11 protein-coding genes and 1 tRNA gene are annotated in these 16,557 nt (G+C 71.8%); 9 read left to right on the top strand and 3 right to left on the bottom strand.

All coding sequences use genetic code 11. The features are described from left to right. Positions 1–151 precede the first annotated feature (151 nt). Together ACJMNC_RS09195 and ACJMNC_RS09190 are read right to left on the bottom strand one after the other, a co-directional pair. Positions 152–3,919 carry an ABC transporter ATP-binding protein gene (locus tag ACJMNC_RS09195; protein ID WP_408947644.1) on the bottom strand — a complete coding sequence of 1,256 codons (3,768 nt, stop codon included), beginning with the start codon at positions 3,917–3,919 and terminating at the stop codon, positions 152–154. After that, a complete protein-coding gene (locus ACJMNC_RS09190; protein WP_408947643.1) occupies positions 3,916–4,725 on the bottom strand; it encodes a hypothetical protein in 810 nt (269 codons plus the stop codon). The genes ACJMNC_RS09195 and ACJMNC_RS09190 overlap by 4 nt, the downstream gene beginning before the upstream one ends. A 220-nt stretch (positions 4,726–4,945) precedes the next feature. On the opposite strand from ACJMNC_RS09190, the gene ACJMNC_RS09185 reads away from it, so the two are divergent. The 7 genes from ACJMNC_RS09185 (at position 4,946) to ACJMNC_RS09155 (ending at position 13,545) form a co-directional block, all read left to right on the top strand. Then, on the top strand, positions 4,946–6,484 hold the full coding sequence (locus ACJMNC_RS09185; protein ID WP_408947642.1) for an MFS transporter: 1,539 nt from the start codon (positions 4,946–4,948) through the stop codon (positions 6,482–6,484). A 136-nt stretch (positions 6,485–6,620) separates the two neighbouring features. Then, complete coding sequence (locus tag ACJMNC_RS09180; protein WP_408947641.1) at positions 6,621–7,811, top strand: exonuclease SbcCD subunit D; 1,191 nt, start codon at positions 6,621–6,623, stop codon at positions 7,809–7,811. Next, the gene (locus ACJMNC_RS09175; protein ID WP_408947640.1) at positions 7,808–10,441 is read left to right on the top strand and encodes an AAA family ATPase; all 2,634 of its coding nucleotides are present in this window, start codon (positions 7,808–7,810) and stop codon (positions 10,439–10,441) included. The genes ACJMNC_RS09180 and ACJMNC_RS09175 overlap by 4 nt, the downstream gene beginning before the upstream one ends. Positions 10,442–10,507: 66 nt before the next feature. Then, positions 10,508–10,580 (top strand) — tRNA-Arg (locus ACJMNC_RS09170). A gap of 141 nt (positions 10,581–10,721) precedes the next feature. After that, positions 10,722–11,597 (top strand): class II glutamine amidotransferase, encoded by an 876-nt coding sequence (locus ACJMNC_RS09165; RefSeq protein ID WP_408947639.1) that lies wholly within the window; start codon positions 10,722–10,724, stop codon positions 11,595–11,597. Between the two features lie 25 nt (positions 11,598–11,622). Next, entirely contained in the window at positions 11,623–12,681 is a 1,059-nt protein-coding gene (locus ACJMNC_RS09160) for a hypothetical protein (RefSeq protein WP_408947638.1), read from the top strand. A 33-nt stretch (positions 12,682–12,714) separates the two neighbouring features. Beyond that, entirely contained in the window at positions 12,715–13,545 is an 831-nt protein-coding gene (locus ACJMNC_RS09155; RefSeq protein WP_408947637.1) for a shikimate 5-dehydrogenase, read from the top strand. Between the two features lie 20 nt (positions 13,546–13,565). Here the strand turns inward: ACJMNC_RS09155 and ACJMNC_RS09150 are convergent, their stop codons facing one another. Continuing rightward, positions 13,566–14,111 (bottom strand): Uma2 family endonuclease, encoded by a 546-nt coding sequence (locus ACJMNC_RS09150; protein WP_408947636.1) that lies wholly within the window; start codon positions 14,109–14,111, stop codon positions 13,566–13,568. 108 nt (positions 14,112–14,219) lie between these two features. Here ACJMNC_RS09150 and argS point away from each other — a divergent pair, with 108 nt between their 5' ends. Together argS and ACJMNC_RS09140 are read left to right on the top strand one after the other, a co-directional pair. Beyond that, a complete protein-coding gene (gene argS / locus ACJMNC_RS09145) occupies positions 14,220–15,872 on the top strand; it encodes an arginine--tRNA ligase (RefSeq protein ID WP_408947635.1) in 1,653 nt (550 codons plus the stop codon). Positions 15,873–15,876: 4 nt separating this feature from the next. Then, a partial coding sequence (locus ACJMNC_RS09140) for a diaminopimelate decarboxylase family protein (protein ID WP_408947790.1) occupies positions 15,877–16,557 on the top strand: 681 nt, incomplete at its 3' end.

Genomic DNA, 16,557 nt, shown 5'->3' with positions numbered 1-16,557 from the left:
CTTCGATCGGTGCTTCCGTCGCAGGGCGGTCTTGTGAACCTCGTGCGACCAACAGTTGATCGTACGCCCCGACCGGTCGGAACGCTCGCTTGTGCGTGTGCCGGACCGCGGACCGGCGAGTAAGTGGTGAGAATCACCCGGACGGCGGTTGTCAGCGGTCCTCGTCCGGGCCCACTCCGGCCGCCCAGAGGCGGGCGTAACGCCCGTCCGCGGCGAGCAGTTCCCGGTGGGTGCCCAGCTCGACGACGGCGCCGTGGTCGATCACCGCGATGGCGTCGGCGCCGGCCGCGGTCGAGAGCCGGTGGGCCACGATCACGCTGGTGCGCCGGCGGGTCAGCTCCGTGCCGGCCGCGAGCACCTGGGCTTCGGTGGCCTGGTCGAGCGAGGCGGTCGCCTCGTCGAGCAGGATCAGATCCGGTTCGACGAGTTCGGCGCGGGCCAGCGCCAGCAGCTGCCGCTGCCCGGCCGAGAGGCCGCGGCCGCGTTCGGCGATCGGGAAGGTCATCCCGCCCGGCAGTGCGGCGATCATCGCCGCCGCACCCACCCGGCGGGCGGCCTCGGCGATCTCCTCGCGGCTCGCCCCGGGACGGCCGTAGGCGATGTTGCCGGCCACCGTGCCGGCGAACAGATGCGCTTCCTGGGGCACCACCCCGAGCCGGGACCGGTACTCGTGCAGATTGAGCCGGCGCAGATCGGCGCCGTTGTAGCGGACGGTTCCCGACGTCGGATCGTAGAACCGGGCGAGCAGTTTGACGATGGTCGACTTGCCGGCACCGGTGGCGCCGACCAGTGCCAGCGAGCCGCCCGACGGCAGGGTCAGGTCGATGCCGCCGAGCGCCTCGCGCGCGGCGTCGCGGTAGCGGAAGCTCACTGCCTCGAGGGCGACGTCGGCCCGGCCGCGTTCGGGTGCGGGGAGTGCGGCGTCGCCGGCTTCGACGATCGAACTCGGGGTGGTCAGCAGATCGCCGATCCGGCGCAGACCGACCGCCGCCTGCTGATAGCCGTCGAAGACCTGGGTGAGCTGCTGGACCGGACCGAAGAGCATGGACAGGTACAGCACGAAGGCCACCAGCGCGCCGGGGGTGAGGTGACCGGTGGCGATCTGGTGGGCGCCGGCGCCCACCGCGACGGCCGCCGCCACGTCGGCGCAGAAGGTGATGAACGGGAAGTACACCGAGATGGCCCGCTGGGAGTCCATCCGCGCGGCCACCCAGGCATCGCAGAGCAGGCCGAAGCGCCGCCGCGCCGGGCCGTCGTGCCGGTAGGCGACGGTGGTGCGCAGCCCGGTGACGTTCTCCTGGAAGTCGGCGTTGACCACCGAGACCAGTTCCCGCGAACGCGTGTACGCCGAGGCGGCGATGCGCCGGAAGACGACGGTGGCGACCACCAGGATCGGGAAGACGGGCAGCACCAGCAGCGCCAGATGCCAGTCGGTGACGAACAGTGCGGCCAGCACGCCGACCACCGTGAGCAGCGCGATCACCGCCGACGAGAGTCCGGTCTGGATGAAGTTCGACAGGGCGTCGACGTCCGTGGTCATCCGGGTCATGATGCGGCCCGACAGCTCGCGCTCGTAGTAGTCGAGCCCGAGCCGTTGCAGATGCGCGTAGCTGCGCACCCGCAGGGCGTACAGCACGCGTTCGCCGGCGCGGGCGGCGACGATCACATTGGCCGCCCCGGCCAGGGCGCCGACGGCCACCAACAGCAGGCCGGCGACCGTGGCCAGTGCGACGGTGGTGGACCGGCCGTGTGTGCCGGCGTCGAGCACCACCCGCGCCAGCGACGGATAGACCAGGCCGATCAGCGTGTCCGCGGCCACGGTGAGCAGCACCAGCACCAGCAGGCCGCGAACCGGGCGCAGGATCTGCCGCAGCGAGAAGTCCGGATGTTCGGCGCGGGCCGCGGACAGATCCACGCGCGGCTGCTCATCGGCCGGCGGCAGCGCCTCGACCGCCGCCTGCAGTTCGGGGGTGGCCGGCAGGGCACCGAAGGCGCCGGCGGCCGGCCCTCCGCCGCGGCCGCCGGGACGCGGGGCCGTCGCCGCCGGCGCGGCCGGGCCCCGGGTGCGGACCGGCTCCGGCCGGTCGGGCGGCGCGTCGGGCCACAGCTGCCCGACGGTCAGCGCCTGCTGCGCCCGCACCCGGCGCAGCGCCGCCGCGTGCGCACGATCGTCGTCGCCCGGGGTCATCAGCTCGGCGAAACGCGGGCAGCGGGCGTCGAGTTCGGCCACTGTGCCGGTGTCGATCACCGCCCCGTCGTCGAGGACGACGACGCGATCGGCCACCGACAGCGTCGAGCGCCGGTGCGCGAGCACCAGGACGGTGGTGCCGTCCTCACGCAGCCGGTTCAGGATCTGCGCCTCGGTGGCCGCGTCCACGGCGCTGGTGGCGTCGTCGAGGACGAGCACCCGCGGCTGCGCGTAGAGCGCCCGGGCCAGCGCGATGCGCTGGCGCTGCCCGCCGGAGAGGGTCAGGCCCCGTTCGCCCACGGCGGTCGCGAAACCGTCGGGCAACTCGTCGATGAACCCGGTGGCGCAGGCCCGGTCGGCGGCGCGGCGCAGCGCCGGGTCGTCCGCAGCGGGCGCCGGTCCGGGTCCGAGCGCGATGTTCTCGGCGATGGTGTCGGAGAACAGCACCGGCTCGTCGAAGGCGACCGTCACTGCCGCGTGCAGTGCCGACGGGGCGAGCCGGTCCACCGGATACTCCCGGCCGTCGGCGATCAGCGCCACCGTGCCGGCATCGGCCGGATAGGTGCCGCCGAGCAGGGCCGCGAGCGTGGACTTGCCCGATCCGGGTCCGCCGACCACCGCCACGCATTCGCCCGGCGCGAGGTCCAGGTCCACCCCGCGCAGCACCGGACGGTCCCGGTAGCCGAAGTCCACCGCCGTCAGGCGCACCCCGAGCGGGCCGTCGGGCACGGTGGCGGTGTTGCTCAGGGCGGGGTCGGCCGGATGGTCGATCACCTCGAAGACCCGGCTCGCCGACGACGCGGCGAGCTGTCCGCTGACCAGCAGCCCGGTGAGGATCCGCACCACTGCGGTCATCGAGGCGATGTACGTGGAGAAGGCGAGGAAGCTGCCGGCGCTCAGCGATCCCTGCAGGGTGAGGTAGCCGCCCGCACCGATCACCAGCACCATGCCGATCTGGGGGAGAGCGGCCATCACCGGGGCGAACCGGGCCTGCAGCCGCGCCGAACGCAGCTTGCGCCGGTACAGCTCAGCCCCGAGGCCGGCCAGCTCGTCGACGGCCCGGCTCTCCTGGCCGAAGCCCTTGACCACCCGGACGCCGGTGACGGTCTCCTCGACGTGGCCGGCCAGATCGGCCGCGGACTGCTGCGCCGACCAGGTGGCGGCGAACAGCGGTCGGCGGGCCCGGTAGGCCACGTAGCTCACCAGCGGCAGCACCACCAGCGCGATCAACGTCAGCGCCGGCGAGAGCCAGGCCATGATGCCGATCGCCAGCACCGCCTGCACCATCCCGCCGATCGCCAGCGGCAGCTGGGCCAGCAGTCCCTGCACCACCTGCAGATCCGAGATCGCGCGGGAGACCACCTGGCCGGTGTTGAGCGCATCCTGCGAGCGCCCGTCGACGCGCAGGAGGGTGCGCAGCAGATCGCGGCGCAGATCGTCCTGCACCGTCACCGACAGCCGCCCGGCGGTGAGCCGGCGGCCGAACTGGCAGGCGTAGCGGATCACGGCGGCCACGAGCATCGCCGCCACCAGCACGCCGAGTCCGGCGGCGGCGCGGGAGGTGCCGGTGGCGTGGTCGATGGCCGAGCGGGCCAGCAGCGGGGCGACGAGGTCGGCGGCGACGGCACCGAGGGTCACGGTCAGGGTGATCGCCGCGAGCCGCCCGTGCCGTCGGCACGCCGCGGTGAGCAGCCGGATCCAGCCCGGCGCGGCTGCCGGGGCGGCGCTCAAGAGCTCCGGCCGCGCCGGAGCAGGCGGCGTCGCGGTGCCGGGACCGGGGTGCCGGCCGGGTCGGCGGACCGGTTAGCGGTCAGCACCTCGCCGTCGATCGGGAAGTGCCGCGGCGGCGGGCCGAAGGCCTCGCGGGCGTTGCGCAGCACCAGCCGTCCCAGGGCCCGGTTGCCGGCGCCGCCGACGGCCGCGCCCACCCCGCCCGGGATCAGCTTGCCGACCAGGATCGGCGCGCGGCGCACCGCGAACTTGCGGACCAACCGGTTGGTGAGCGTCTTGTTCAGGCGCAGCAGGGATTTCGGGGCGGCGCCCGGCCGGCCGAGCCGGGCCACGGCGCCGGTGCTGCGAGTGCCGAGCACCTTGCCCAGTGCCGCGACACCCTCCTCGCCGAGGGCCACCGAGAGCACCAGCGCCCGGCGTCGTTCGGACTCGTGGACGGTGATGCCGTGCACCTCGGCGGTGGCCAGTGCGAGCAGTGCCGAGGCCTCGATGAAGACCGCGGTGTCGGCGGTGAGCGCCGTCAGCGCCGTGAAGGTCCCCACACCCGGAATGGACGCCGCGGCGCCGACGGCCGAGCCGGAGGCGGTGACCGCAGTGAGGTAGCGCCGCTCGAGGCGGGCGATCAGCGCCGCCGGATCGTCGTCGGGGTGGGCGTCGCGGAGCTTGGCCACGTAGCGGGAGACCGCCGGCTCCTGCAGGCGGCCGGCCCGGTCGAGGATGCGGCCGACCGCGGCGGCGGCGCGGGAGTCGGCCGCCGGGGCGGCGGTCACGGCGTCGGGCAGGACACCGGTCGTCGGCTTCTTCATGTCGGCTCTCCGTTCTGGCGGGCAACCCTCGATCAACGTCGCCGCGGCTGGGGTGATTCCCGGGCCGCTGTGATTCCACTCACCGCAGCGGCCTCTCGTCGCCGGGTGGATCCGGGTGCCTGTGTCGCCTCTCACGCTACGACACCGCACGGGGGTGCCAGGTGTCGCAGAGCGGTGCTAGTGTCGCGCTGCATCGATCGAGGAAACGAGGCTGTCCGATATGTCTGTTGCTGCAACGCCGCAGTTCAAGCCGGTGACCGACCGGCCGTGGGCCGCGCTGATGGCCCTGTGTGTCGGCTTCTTCATGATCCTCGTCGACATGACGATCGTGGCCGTGGCGCAGCCGGAGATCATGGAGGCGCTCGACGCCGGGGATGCGATCATCTGGGTCTCGTCGGCCTACCTGCTCACCTATGCGGTCCCGCTGCTGATCGCCGGCCGGCTCGGCGACAAGTACGGCCCCAAGCTCATCTATCAGATCGGCCTGGTGGTCTTCACCGCCTCGAGCGTCTGGTGCGGCCTGTCCGGGAGCATCACCGAGCTGATCATCGCCCGCGCTGTGCAGGGCATCGGTGCGGCGCTGATCACCCCGCAGACCATGGCGCTGATCACCCGGACCTTCCCGCCGGCCAAACGCGGTGCGGCGATGGGCGTGTGGGGCATCGTGGCCGGTGTGGCCACCATGGTGGGCCCGCTGCTCGGCGGCATCCTGACCGACTCGCTCGGCTGGGAGTGGATCTTCTTCATCAACCTGCCGGTCGGGCTGATCGGTCTGGTACTGGCGGCGCTGCTCGTGCCCACCGTCGACACCCACGACCACCGCTTCGACTGGATCGGGATGGTGCTCTCGGGTATCGGCCTGACGGCCATCGTCTTCGGCGTGCAGGAAGGCCAGTCGTACGACTGGGCGCTGTGGATCTGGCTGCTGATCGCCGCCGGCATCGTGGTGATGGGGCTGTTCGTGCTCTGGGAGGGATACACCCGCACCGAGGCGCTGGTGCCGCTCAAACTGTTCAAGGACCGGAACTTCTCGCTGGCCAACATCGGTATCACCACGATGGGCTTCGCAGTCTCGGGCATGATGATTCCGCTGATGTTCTTCCTGCAGCTGGTCGGCGGTATGTCGCCCACCCGCTCGGCGCTCATGCTGATCCCGATGGCGGTGCTCAGCGGCGCGCTGGCACCGGTGATCGGCCGGGTTCTGGACCGGGTGCATCCGCGCAACGTGATCAGCCTGAGCCTGCTGGGCTACGGCCTGGGCACCTTCTGGGCCGGCGCGATCATGGCCCCGCAGACACCGGTGTGGCAGCTGCTCCTGCCGACCATCCTGATGGGCGTCTGCCAGGCCGGCATCTGGGCGCCGCTGGCCGCGACCGCCACCCGCAACCTGCCGATGCGCGACGCCGGTGCCGGCGCAGGGATCTACAACACCACCCGGGTGATGGGTTCGGTGGTCGGCACCGCCGCAATCGGCGCCCTCATGCTCAACCGGCTCGCCGCCCAGAGCATCCCGTTCGAGCAGGGGGAGGACAGCGCCGTCCGGCAGCTGCCCGCGTTCATCCGCGACGGCTTCGCCACCGCGATGGGCGAGTCGCTGTATCTGGCCGGTGCGATGCTGCTGGTGGGCGCGGCGGCCACCCTCTTCCTGCAGCGGCCGCGGCACCAGGGGCCGGGTGGCCTCGCCGAGACCGAGGTGATTCCGGTCGACGAGGTCGACGAGGCCGACGAGGCCGACGAGGTGGGCGCGGCCGAGAGCTGATTGATCGGGCTGAGCGGGACAGGCTGAGCGGGCCGGCGCGACAGGCCGGGCCCGCGCCTGCCGCACGGTGTCAGAGGGTCTTCGTAGGATCGTTCACGAATCATCGCCAAGGCGATTCGTGTCGAGGAGGGCGCCGATGACCGCAGCATTCGCGGAGCTTCCGGAAGCGGTTCCGGAGCGGGAAGTGACCTTCCTGCACACCGCAGACTGGCAGCTGGGTATGACGCGGCACTTCCTGGCCGGGCAGGCCCAGCACACCTACGACGCGGCGCGCCTGGACGCGGTGGTGGCGATCGGGGAGCTCGCCGGCCGCACCGGTGCCGAGTTCGTGGTGGTCTGCGGCGACGTCTTCGACGACCCGCGGGTGTCGAGTCAGGTGATCCGCCGGACCCTCGACGCGCTGGCCGGCTACCCGGTGCCGGTGTACCTGCTGCCCGGCAACCACGATCCGGCCGACGCGACCAGCATCTACCGCAGCGCCACCTTCCAGGCGGCCTGCCCCGGCACCGTGCACGTCCTCGACCACGCCGGCCCGGTCCGGGTCCGCGACGGCATCACGCTGATCGCGGCGCCCTGGGCGTCGAAGAAGCCCACCGAGGACCTGATCGCGCAGCAGCTCACCAGGCTCGCCCCCGGTGACGACATCCGGATCGTCGTCGGCCACGGCGGTCTCGACACCCTCTCGCCGTCGGACGACCCGGCGATCGTGGCCACCGACGGACTCGAGCGCGCCGTCGACGAGGCCCTGGTCGACTATGTGGCCCTCGGCGACCGGCACTCGGTCACCGCGGTGGGCCGGTCCGAGCGGATCTGGTACGCGGGCGCCCCGGAGGTGACCGCCTTCGATCACGTCGAGGCCGGCTCCGGTCACGTGCTCGAGGTCTCGCTGCGCCGCGGGGCGGAGCGGGCGGTGGACGTCACCGAGCATCGGGTGGGCCGCTGGAGCTTCCGGACGGTACTCGACCAGGTGGACGGTGCCGCCGATCTGCAGCGGCTGCGGGACCGGCTGTCCGCCATCCCGGACAAGAGCCGCACCGTGGTGCAGCTGGGCCTGGTCGGCAGCATCGGGCTGGCCGAGCAGGCGCAGTTCGAGGCCTTGCTCGACGAGTTCGGCGATCACTTCGCGGCGCTGAAGCTCTGGGAGCGCAAGCACCAACTGACCGTGGTGGCCGACCCCACCGAGGTCTCCGGGCTGGGCCTGACCGGCTATGCCGCCGAGGCCGCCGCCGAACTCGCCGAACGCGCCGAGGGGCCCGACCCGGGCGATGCCGCGGCGGCGCGCGCCGCACTCGGGCTGCTCTTCCGGCTGGCCGGAGGTGCGCGGTGAGGGTCCATCGGCTGACGCTGAAGAACTATCGGGGCATCGACGAGCGCGAGGTGGACTTCGCCGACTCGGGGATCACCGTGGTCGAAGGCCCCAATGAGGCCGGTAAATCGTCGATGGTCGAGGCGCTGGATCTGCTGCTCAACGAGAAGGCCGACAGCCGCAAGGCGCGGGTGCGGGCCGTGCAGCCCGCCGGCCGCGACGTCGGATCCGAGGTCAGTGCCGAGATCAGCTGCGGCGCATGGCGGTTCGAGTACTTCAAACGCTTCAACCGGAAGCCGGAGACCTCGCTGACCATCACCGCGCCGGTGCGTGAACAGCACACCGGACGCACCGCTCACGAACGCGTCGAGGCGATGCTCGGCGACAACCTGGACCGGGCGCTGTTCGCGGCCCTGCAACTGCTGCAGTCCGGGGATCCCGAGCTCGGCGGTCTGGCGGATTCGTCGGCGCTGGCGCGGGCCCTGGACCGGGCGGCCGGACCCGCCGGCGCAGAGAGCGGTGAGGGAACAGGGGCCGACGAAACAGGCGCCGACGACGATGCCGGCGAGAACAGCGAACTGATCACCGCCGTCGAGGACGAGTACCGGCGGTACTTCACCGCCGGTCAGGGGCGGCCCACCGGGGAGTACGCGCAGGCACGTAAGGCCGAGAAGGCCGCCCGGGCCGAGGTGGAGCAGCGGGAGACGGCACTGGCGGCCGTCGACGAGGTGACCCGGCTGCTGCCGCAGGTGCAGGCCCGGATGACCGAACTGACCCGCGACGACGAGGCGGCCGCGGTGGCCGTGGCCGACCTGGACCGGCAGGTGGCCAAGGGGGAGGCGCTCGAAGAGAAGGTGGCTGCGGCCAGGGCCCGGCTGGGTCAGCTGGACGCGGAGCTGGAGATGGCCCGCTCCCGGTGTGCGGCCCGCGACGAGGCCGGCCGGCAGGTGGCCGAGCTGGCCGCCGCGGTCGGCCGCGAGGAGGCCGCCGAGGCGCAGTGGCGCGAGCGCGCCGAGCAGTCCGCTGCCCAGGCGTCGGCGTTGGAGACCGAACTCGTGACGGCGCGGGAGGCGTTGACCGCGTTGCAGAGCCGTGTCGATGCCGCCGAGACCGCGGCGTCGGTCCGGGCCGACCGGGCCCGGCTCGACGAGCTGGACCGGGCGCTCGAGCGGCTCGAGCGGCTCGAGGCCGATGCCGCGGGGCTGCAGTCGGCGGTGGACGCGAACCCGGTGAGGCCCGAACACGTCTCGGAGGCCGCAGCGCTGACCGCCGAGCTCGCGCGGGCCACCGCCCGGCTCGAGGCCGCCGGGACGTCCGCGGCGGTGACCGCACTGGGCTCGCAGCCGGTTCTCGTCGACGGCGAAGCCGTGGCGGGCGAGACCGTCTTCACCGTGGGCGGGGAGCAGACCGTCGAGGTGCCCGGGGTGGTCCGGGTGGTGCTGCGCGGCGGCGCCGATGCCCGCTCGCTGAGTGCCGACCTCGAAGCGCTCACCACGCGTTCCGCCGACCTGTGTGCGGCGTGCGGGGTGACCGATCCGGGCGAGATCGCCGCCCGGGCCGCCGAGCGTGACGCAGCGGTCCGCGAGCTGGCCGCGGTGCGCGCCGAGCAGCAGACGATCCTCGGCGGTGCTCAGGCCGCCGCGCTGCGGGCCGAACGGGAGGCGCTCGCCGCGCGGCTGCCCGATCAGCGCGATCCGGAGCCGGGGGAGGACCTGACCGAGCTGCGCGGCCAGGAGCGCCGGCTCGCGGAACTGGCCCGTCAGGCCGAGTCCACCGCGGTGCGCAAGCGGGCCGAGGCCGGGCAGGCGCAGGCGCGCGCCGAAGCGGCCGCCGAGGCGCTCGAGTCCGCCCGGGCCGCACTCGCCGCCCGCACGCAGGCCCTGACCGCCGAGCGTGCGCAGCTCTCCGACGAGGCGCTGCGCGGGGCGGCGGAGCTCGCCGCCGGCCGTCACGCCGATGCGGGGCAGACGCTCACCGCACGGGAACGGGATCTGGCCACCTGCGATCTGCCGGGGCTGCGCACCGCCTACGACGAAGCCCAGCAGCACGCGCAGCGGATCCGGGACCAGCTGGCCGCGCTGCGCGACGAGCGCACCGGCCTGCTGACCCGGCTGGAGGTATGCCGCGACGACGGCCGGCTCGACGAACTCGGCGAGGCACGTGCGGCGCACGAGGCCGCACGCGAGGCGCTGAGCCGGATCGAGGAGCGGGCCACCGCCGCACAGATGCTGCGGGAAGTGCTGTTGCGCAAGCGGACCGACAGCCGGTCGCGCTACGTGGCACCGTTCACACGGCGCCTCGAGGAGCTGGCCGCCCCGGTGTTCGGCGACTCCGTGCGGTTCGAGGTCGGCGACGACTTCGCCATCGCCCGGCGCACCCTCGACGGGGTCACCGTGGACGTCGACGCGCTCTCCGGGGGTGCCCGCGAGCAGCTCGGGCTGATCGCCCGGCTGGCCTGCGCCATGCTCGTCGACGAGAACGACGGGGTGCCGGTGATCCTCGACGACGCTCTCGGCTACTCCGATCCGGACCGGCTGGCGTCGATGGCCACGGTCCTCGGCGCAGCCGCCGACGATGCGCAGATCATCGTCCTGACCTGCGATCCGCAGCGCTATGCGGCGGTTCCGGGGGCCACCATGATCGCGGTCTGAGACTCGCGCTCGCCCCGGTTTGGGGCGAGCGGTCGTGGTGCGCTAGTCTTGCTCTCGCACCACCAAGCCCCCCTAGCTCAGGGGATAGAGCGTCTGCCTCCGGAGCAGAAGGTCGCAGGTTCGAATCCTGCGGGGGGCACAGTGAAATACCTGCCGACCTCCGGTCGGTGTGCGCCCGCTGTGTTCGAAGGATTCTCTTGTGGGCGCACAGTGAAATACCTGCCGAGGTGATTCCGCGTCACCGGCGCGTCCCGCCGCCCGGCGAACTACCGTGAGATCCATGTGCCGCTGGCTCGCCTACACCGGTTCCCCGATCCGGCTCGAGGACCTGCTGACCCGTCCGTCGCACTCACTGGTGGACCAGAGTTTCGGGGCCCGTCAGCTGTATCTGCCGGGTGCGCCGATGACCACCATGTTCCGCCATCACGCCTGGCCCACCAACGGCGACGGTTTCGGGATCGGCTGGTACGGCGACCGGGAGTTCCCCGGCCAGTACCGGGACGTGCGGCCGGCGTGGAGCGATCACAACCTGCAGCGCCTGGCCGAACAGATCTCCTCGCCGATGTTCCTGGCGCATGTCCGTGCCGCACTCGGCGGCACCATCTCCCGGGTCAACTGCCATCCGTTCCAGTACGGCCGGTGGCTGTTCCAGTACAACGGAGAGATCGGCGGCTTCTCTAAGGTCAAGCGCGCCTTGACCTTCGACGTGGCACCGGAACTGTACCCGTGCATCGAGGGCAACGCCGACACCGAACTCGTCTTCTATCTGGCCCTGACCTACGGGCTCGACGACGATCCGAAGACCGCACTGGCCAAGGCCGTCGGCAGGGTGGAGCGGGCCCGGGCCGAGGCCGGTGTCGAGGAGCCGTTCGTGGCCTGCATCGCCGCGGCGAACGGAGACCGGATCTATGCGGTTCGGTATTCCAGCGACAAGAACTCGCACACCCTCTACCACTCGGTGGGCGCGCTGACGCTCACCGCCGGCGACGGCGGTGACCCCATCGCACTGCCTGCCGACGGCCGGATCGTGGTCTCCGAACCCCTCGAACTGGAATACCGTCGCAGCCACTGGGTGGAACTGCCGGAGTGGTCGATCACCACCTTGCAGGCCGGGCGGGAGCCGATCGTGGAGGACTTCGTGCCGATCCCGGTCTGACGGGCTCGTCCGTAGACTCGGCGCAATGCTGGTGAACCGGGTGACATCGCTGGTCGCCGCCGCGGCGGCGGTGATCTTCTTCGGGCTGGCCGTCGTCGACGGCTCCGGCACCGTTGGGGCCGTCCCCGGATCCGGGAGTATCGTCACCGTCGCGGGTGCTGTCGGGGCCGTATGTGCCGTGATCTGCGCGCTCACCTCGCTTTCGCTGATGATCGCCCGCAGGCCCGCCGCCGCGGCCCGCAGGCTCTTCATCGCGCTTCTAGCGGTAGTCGCAGTGGCGTTGCTCGCGACTGTCATCGCGGTGGGCGTGAAGTGGACCGATCTGATCACCCTCGACACCGGCGGCGTGCTGCCGCTCTCGTTGGGCGCCCTGGTTCTCACCGGGCTGGCCGCCGTGGTAGCCGTCTGGCAGGGCCATCCACGTATCTGGTCGGCCGCCGTCGTCGTGACGGTGGCGATCACCGTGCCGCTGGCCATGCATACCGTCGTCGATCACCCGTGGACTGCGGACACCGGTACCGGAGCGGCACCGAGCCTGACCCGGCTCGACCGCGAATCACGCTCGGATCTACAGCGATTCACCGTCGGTCGCGAGCAGTCCGTCGTGCCCGGATACCGGAGTCTGGTCGTCGTCGACGAACAGCATCTCGACGTCGTCGACCCTGCGACCGGACGGGCACGATGGGGACTGGATCTGGCGTCGCTGTCTGGCAGCGAGACCAGCATCGTGCTCGTCGACACCCTGCCAGTAGCCGATCTGGCTCCCCGGCTGACGCTCGTTCGGTCGCCGTTCGTCGCGACGTACGACCTGCGGACCGGTGACCTCGAGTCGATCACCCACGACGACGGGCAGTGGCGTGAAGCCCTCCGCGAAGCGGAGACGTCCGTCGAGACGCTCGATCGCATCTACCGGGCCGACGGCGACGATGTGGCGGTGACCGATCTGCAGCACCGGCCGGTGCTGCAGGCCCGGTCGGTCTGTCCGGCCGGGCCGCCCACCGACCTGGAATCCCTCGGGGACGGAGTGCTGATCCGGTGCGAAGACCCGACGATGATCGCCACCCTCGTTCCACGAGGCCGCTGAGGCCACGCGGGACCGCGACTATCCTCGGCTGCTATGAGCGTTCCGCATTCCCGCGCCCTCGACCGGGACACCGTACTGTGCATCTCCCTGGCGGCCCGGCCGTCGAACATCGGCACCCGGTTCCACAACTACCTGTACAACAAGCTCGGGCTGAACTACGTCTACAAGGCCTTCGCCCCGGCCGACCTCGCCGATGCCGTCGCCGGCATCCGGGGGCTGCCGATCCGCGGCGCCGCGGTCTCCATGCCCTACAAGGAGGCGGTCATGGAGTACGTCGACGAGCTCATGCCGTCGGCGAAGGCCATCGACTCGGTCAACACCGTCGTCAACGACGGCGGCGTGCTGCGCGCCTACAACACCGACTACCAGGCGGTCGCCGACCTGCTCGCCGACTCCGGCTTCGACCGGAGCTGGACCGTGGCGGTGGCCGGCAGCGGCGGAATGGCCAAGGCGGTGGTGGCCGCGCTGCGCGATGCCGGCTTCACCGAGGTGATCGTGGTGGCGCGGAACGAGAGCACCGGCACCGCGCTGGCCGGCCGCTACGGCTTCACCCACCGCACTCACCTGACCGCTGAACGGCCGCAACTGCTGGTCAACGCCACCCCGAACGGCATGGCCGGCGCCGATGCGGACCGGCTGCCGTTCCCCGAGCAGGTCGTCGACGCGGCGCTGGCGGGCTTCGACGTGGTGGCCATGCCGGCCGAGACGCCGCTGGTGCGCCGGCTGCGCGGGGCGGGCAGACCGGCGATCACCGGCGACAGGGTCAGTGCCGGGCAGGCCGCCGCACAGTTCGCGCTGTACACCGGGATCACGCCCGATCCGGAGCTGGTCCGCGAGGCCTCCGACTACTCCCGCGAGGTGTGACGGGGCCCGACCGGCACCGGTCAGAGGCGAGTGAGGTCGACGGTGACCGGGAACGGTTCAGTAGCGGTGAAAGTCCCGATCGCGTGCGTGACCCCCACGTACTCGCCGTCGACGAGCGTGAACGAGCTGAGCGTCCGGTCGGGCCGGATGATCCAGTAGTGCCTGATCCCGGCTTCGGCGTACTCGCTGAGCTTGGTCACCGTGTCCAGACGCGCGGAGCCGGGGGAGACGATCTCGACGGCCAGCACGACGTCGTGTGCATGCAGCGGTTCGCCGGCCTCGGCAGCGACGACGACCAGATCGGGTACCCGCACGGTCGGCGGGAACCCGGCGTCGATGATCACATCGATCTCCATGATCGCGTGCAGATCCGATGGAAGCGCGGCCTGAACGACGGTGTACAACCCGCCGAGCGTGTCCTGATGCCGGCGCCTCGGTCTCGGTGACACGATCAGGACCCCCTCCTGAAGCTCAGACCGGCCGAGCTCGTCCTCGGGCAGCTCTGACCACTGGTCCAGGCTCAGCAGCCCGACGGGATCGGGGGCGGGGGTGTGCCGGCTGGTCATGCCGCCCAGTCTAGAACCCGGCCGGGGCGCGGCACAGGGGACGAGGACGGTTGTGGACAACTCCCCCGATTGTCCCCGAGCGCACCGGAAACAATAGGATGGGGAGCCGTGACTCCCACCGATCTCGCAGCATTGATCCGTGCCGCGACGCTGACCGTTTTCCAGGCGCACGATCTGGACGGCTCGCTCGTGCCCGAGACCGTCACGGTGGAGCGACCCCGCAACCCGGAGCACGGCGACTACGCCACCAACATCGCCCTGCAGCTGGGCAAGCGCGCCGGGGTGAATCCGCGGGAGCTGGCCGGCTGGCTGGTCGACGAACTGCGCACCCGTGACGGTATCGCCGACGCTGATCAGGCAGGTCCGGGATTCGTGAACCTGCGGCTGGCCGCGGCCGCCCAGAACGCCGCCGTCGCCACCATCCTCGAGGCCGGCGCCGGCTACGGCAGCGGCGACGAGCTGTCCGCTGCCCGGGTGAACCTGGAGTTCGTCTCGGCCAACCCCACCGGACCGATCCACCTCGGCGGCACGCGCTGGGCCGCCGTCGGCGACGCCCTGGGCCGGGTGCTGGCCGCGCGCGGCGCACAGGTCACCCGCGAGTACTACTTCAACGACCACGGTGAGCAGATCAACCGCTTCGCCCGGTCGCTGCTGGCCGCCGCCCGCAGCGAGCCCACCCCCGAGGACGGCTACGCCGGCGCCTACGTCGACGAGATCGCCGCCGACATCGTCGCCGCCGTGCCCGGGGTGCTCGACCAGCCCGCCGACGAAGCCCTGGAGACCTTCCGCGCCCGCGGCGTGGACCTGATGTTCACGCACATCAAGACCACCCTGGCCGACTTCGGCACCGTCTTCGACGTGTACACCCACGAGAACTCCATGTTCGACCGCGGACTGGTCGAGGAGTGCATCGCCGAGCTGAAGGCTTCGGACAACCTCTACGAGGCCGACGGGGCCTGGTGGCTGCGCTCGAGCAACTACGGGGACGACAAGGACCGCGTGGTGATCAAGAGCGACGGCGACGCCGCCTACATCGCCGGCGACATCGCCTACCTCAAGGACAAGCACGACCGCGGCTTCAACCACCTCATCTACATGCTCGGTGCGGATCACCACGGCTACGTGGTGCGGCTCAAGGCGGCCGCCGCCGCACTCGGCTTCGACCCGCAGAGCGTCGAGGTTCTGATCGGCCAGATGGTCAACCTGGTGCGCGACGGGCAGCCGGTGCGGATGAGCAAGCGGGCCGGCACCGTCATCACCCTCGACGACCTCGTCGAGGCGGTCGGTGTGGACGCCGCCCGCTACGCGCTGATCCGCTCGTCCATCGATGTCAACATCGACATCGATCTGGACCTGCTGCGCAAGCAGTCGTCCGACAACCCGGTGTACTACGTGCAGTACGCGCACGCCCGCCTCTGCGCTCTGGCCCGCAACGCCGCCGAACTGGGTGTCACGGCCTCCACCGAACACCTCGACCTGCTCGACGATCCGGCCGAGGGCGAACTGATCCGCACCCTGGGCGACTTCCCGGAGGTGGTGGCCACCGCCGCGGAACTGCGCGAGCCGCACCGGATCCCGCGGTACCTGGAGAATCTCGCCGGGTCGTACCACCGCTTCTACGCGCGCTGCCGGGTGCTCCCGCAGGGCGACGAACCGGCCGGCGACGTGCACGCCGCGCGGCTGAGCCTGTGCTCGGCCACCCGGCAGGTGCTGGCCAACGGACTGGAACTGGTGGGCGTGAGCGCCCCCGAGAGGATGTGAGGCGATCATGGCCCACCCCGCAGGACCCCGGCACGCCGAGATCCTCGCCGCCCCGCACCTCGCGGAACGGCCGAGTTCGCCCGAGGCGCTCGCGGCCATCCCGCCGAACGTGTACCCGCGCAACGCCTCCCGGAACGCCGACGGTGAGCTGACCGTAGCCGGCGTGGGGGTGCGCGAGCTGGCGCAGACCTACGGCACCCCGCTCTTCGTCTACGACGAGGACGACTTCCGCTCCCGCTGCGCCGACATGCAGCGCGCCTTCGGGCCGTACGGCCGCGTGCACTACGCCTCCAAGGCCTTCCTCTCCGTCCAGGTGGCCACCTGGATCGAGGAGGAGGGGCTGTCGCTGGACGTCTGCAGCGGCGGTGAACTGGCCGTGGCGCTGCACGCCGGCTTCCCCGCCGAGCGGATCGCCATGCACGGCAACAACAAGAGCGAGGCCGAGCTGGCGGCCGCCCTGGACGCCGGGGTGGGTCACATCGTGCTCGACTCGCTCATGGAGATCGAACGCCTCGACCGGCTTGCCGGCGAGCGCAATGTGGTCGCCGACGTGCTCATCAGGGTCACCGCCGGCGTGGAGGCGCACACGCACGAGTTCATCGCCACCGCGCACGAGGATCAGAAGTTCGGCTTCGCGCTGACCGGCGGGGCGGCGATGGACGCCGTCCGGGCGGTCTTCGCCACC

Origin of the sequence: Gordonia sp. VNK21, assembly GCF_046098115.1 — a bacterium.
GTDB lineage: Bacteria > Actinomycetota > Actinomycetes > Mycobacteriales > Mycobacteriaceae > Gordonia.
The sequence above is the reverse complement of the archived record's forward strand: the minus strand, read 5'-3'. Positions and strand labels throughout refer to the sequence as shown.

Coding starts and splice junctions, on each gene's coding strand:
- ACJMNC_RS09150 (WP_408947636.1), bottom strand. CDS start 14,111: ATGACCAGCCGGCACACCCCCGCCCCCGATCCCGTCGGGCTGCTGAGC.
- ACJMNC_RS09165 (WP_408947639.1), top strand. CDS start 10,722: ATGTGCCGCTGGCTCGCCTACACCGGTTCCCCGATCCGGCTCGAGGAC.
- ACJMNC_RS09180 (WP_408947641.1), top strand. CDS start 6,621: ATGACCGCAGCATTCGCGGAGCTTCCGGAAGCGGTTCCGGAGCGGGAA.
- ACJMNC_RS09185 (WP_408947642.1), top strand. CDS start 4,946: ATGTCTGTTGCTGCAACGCCGCAGTTCAAGCCGGTGACCGACCGGCCG.
- ACJMNC_RS09160 (WP_408947638.1), top strand. CDS start 11,623: ATGCTGGTGAACCGGGTGACATCGCTGGTCGCCGCCGCGGCGGCGGTG.
- ACJMNC_RS09190 (WP_408947643.1), bottom strand. CDS start 4,725: ATGAAGAAGCCGACGACCGGTGTCCTGCCCGACGCCGTGACCGCCGCC.
- ACJMNC_RS09155 (WP_408947637.1), top strand. CDS start 12,715: ATGAGCGTTCCGCATTCCCGCGCCCTCGACCGGGACACCGTACTGTGC.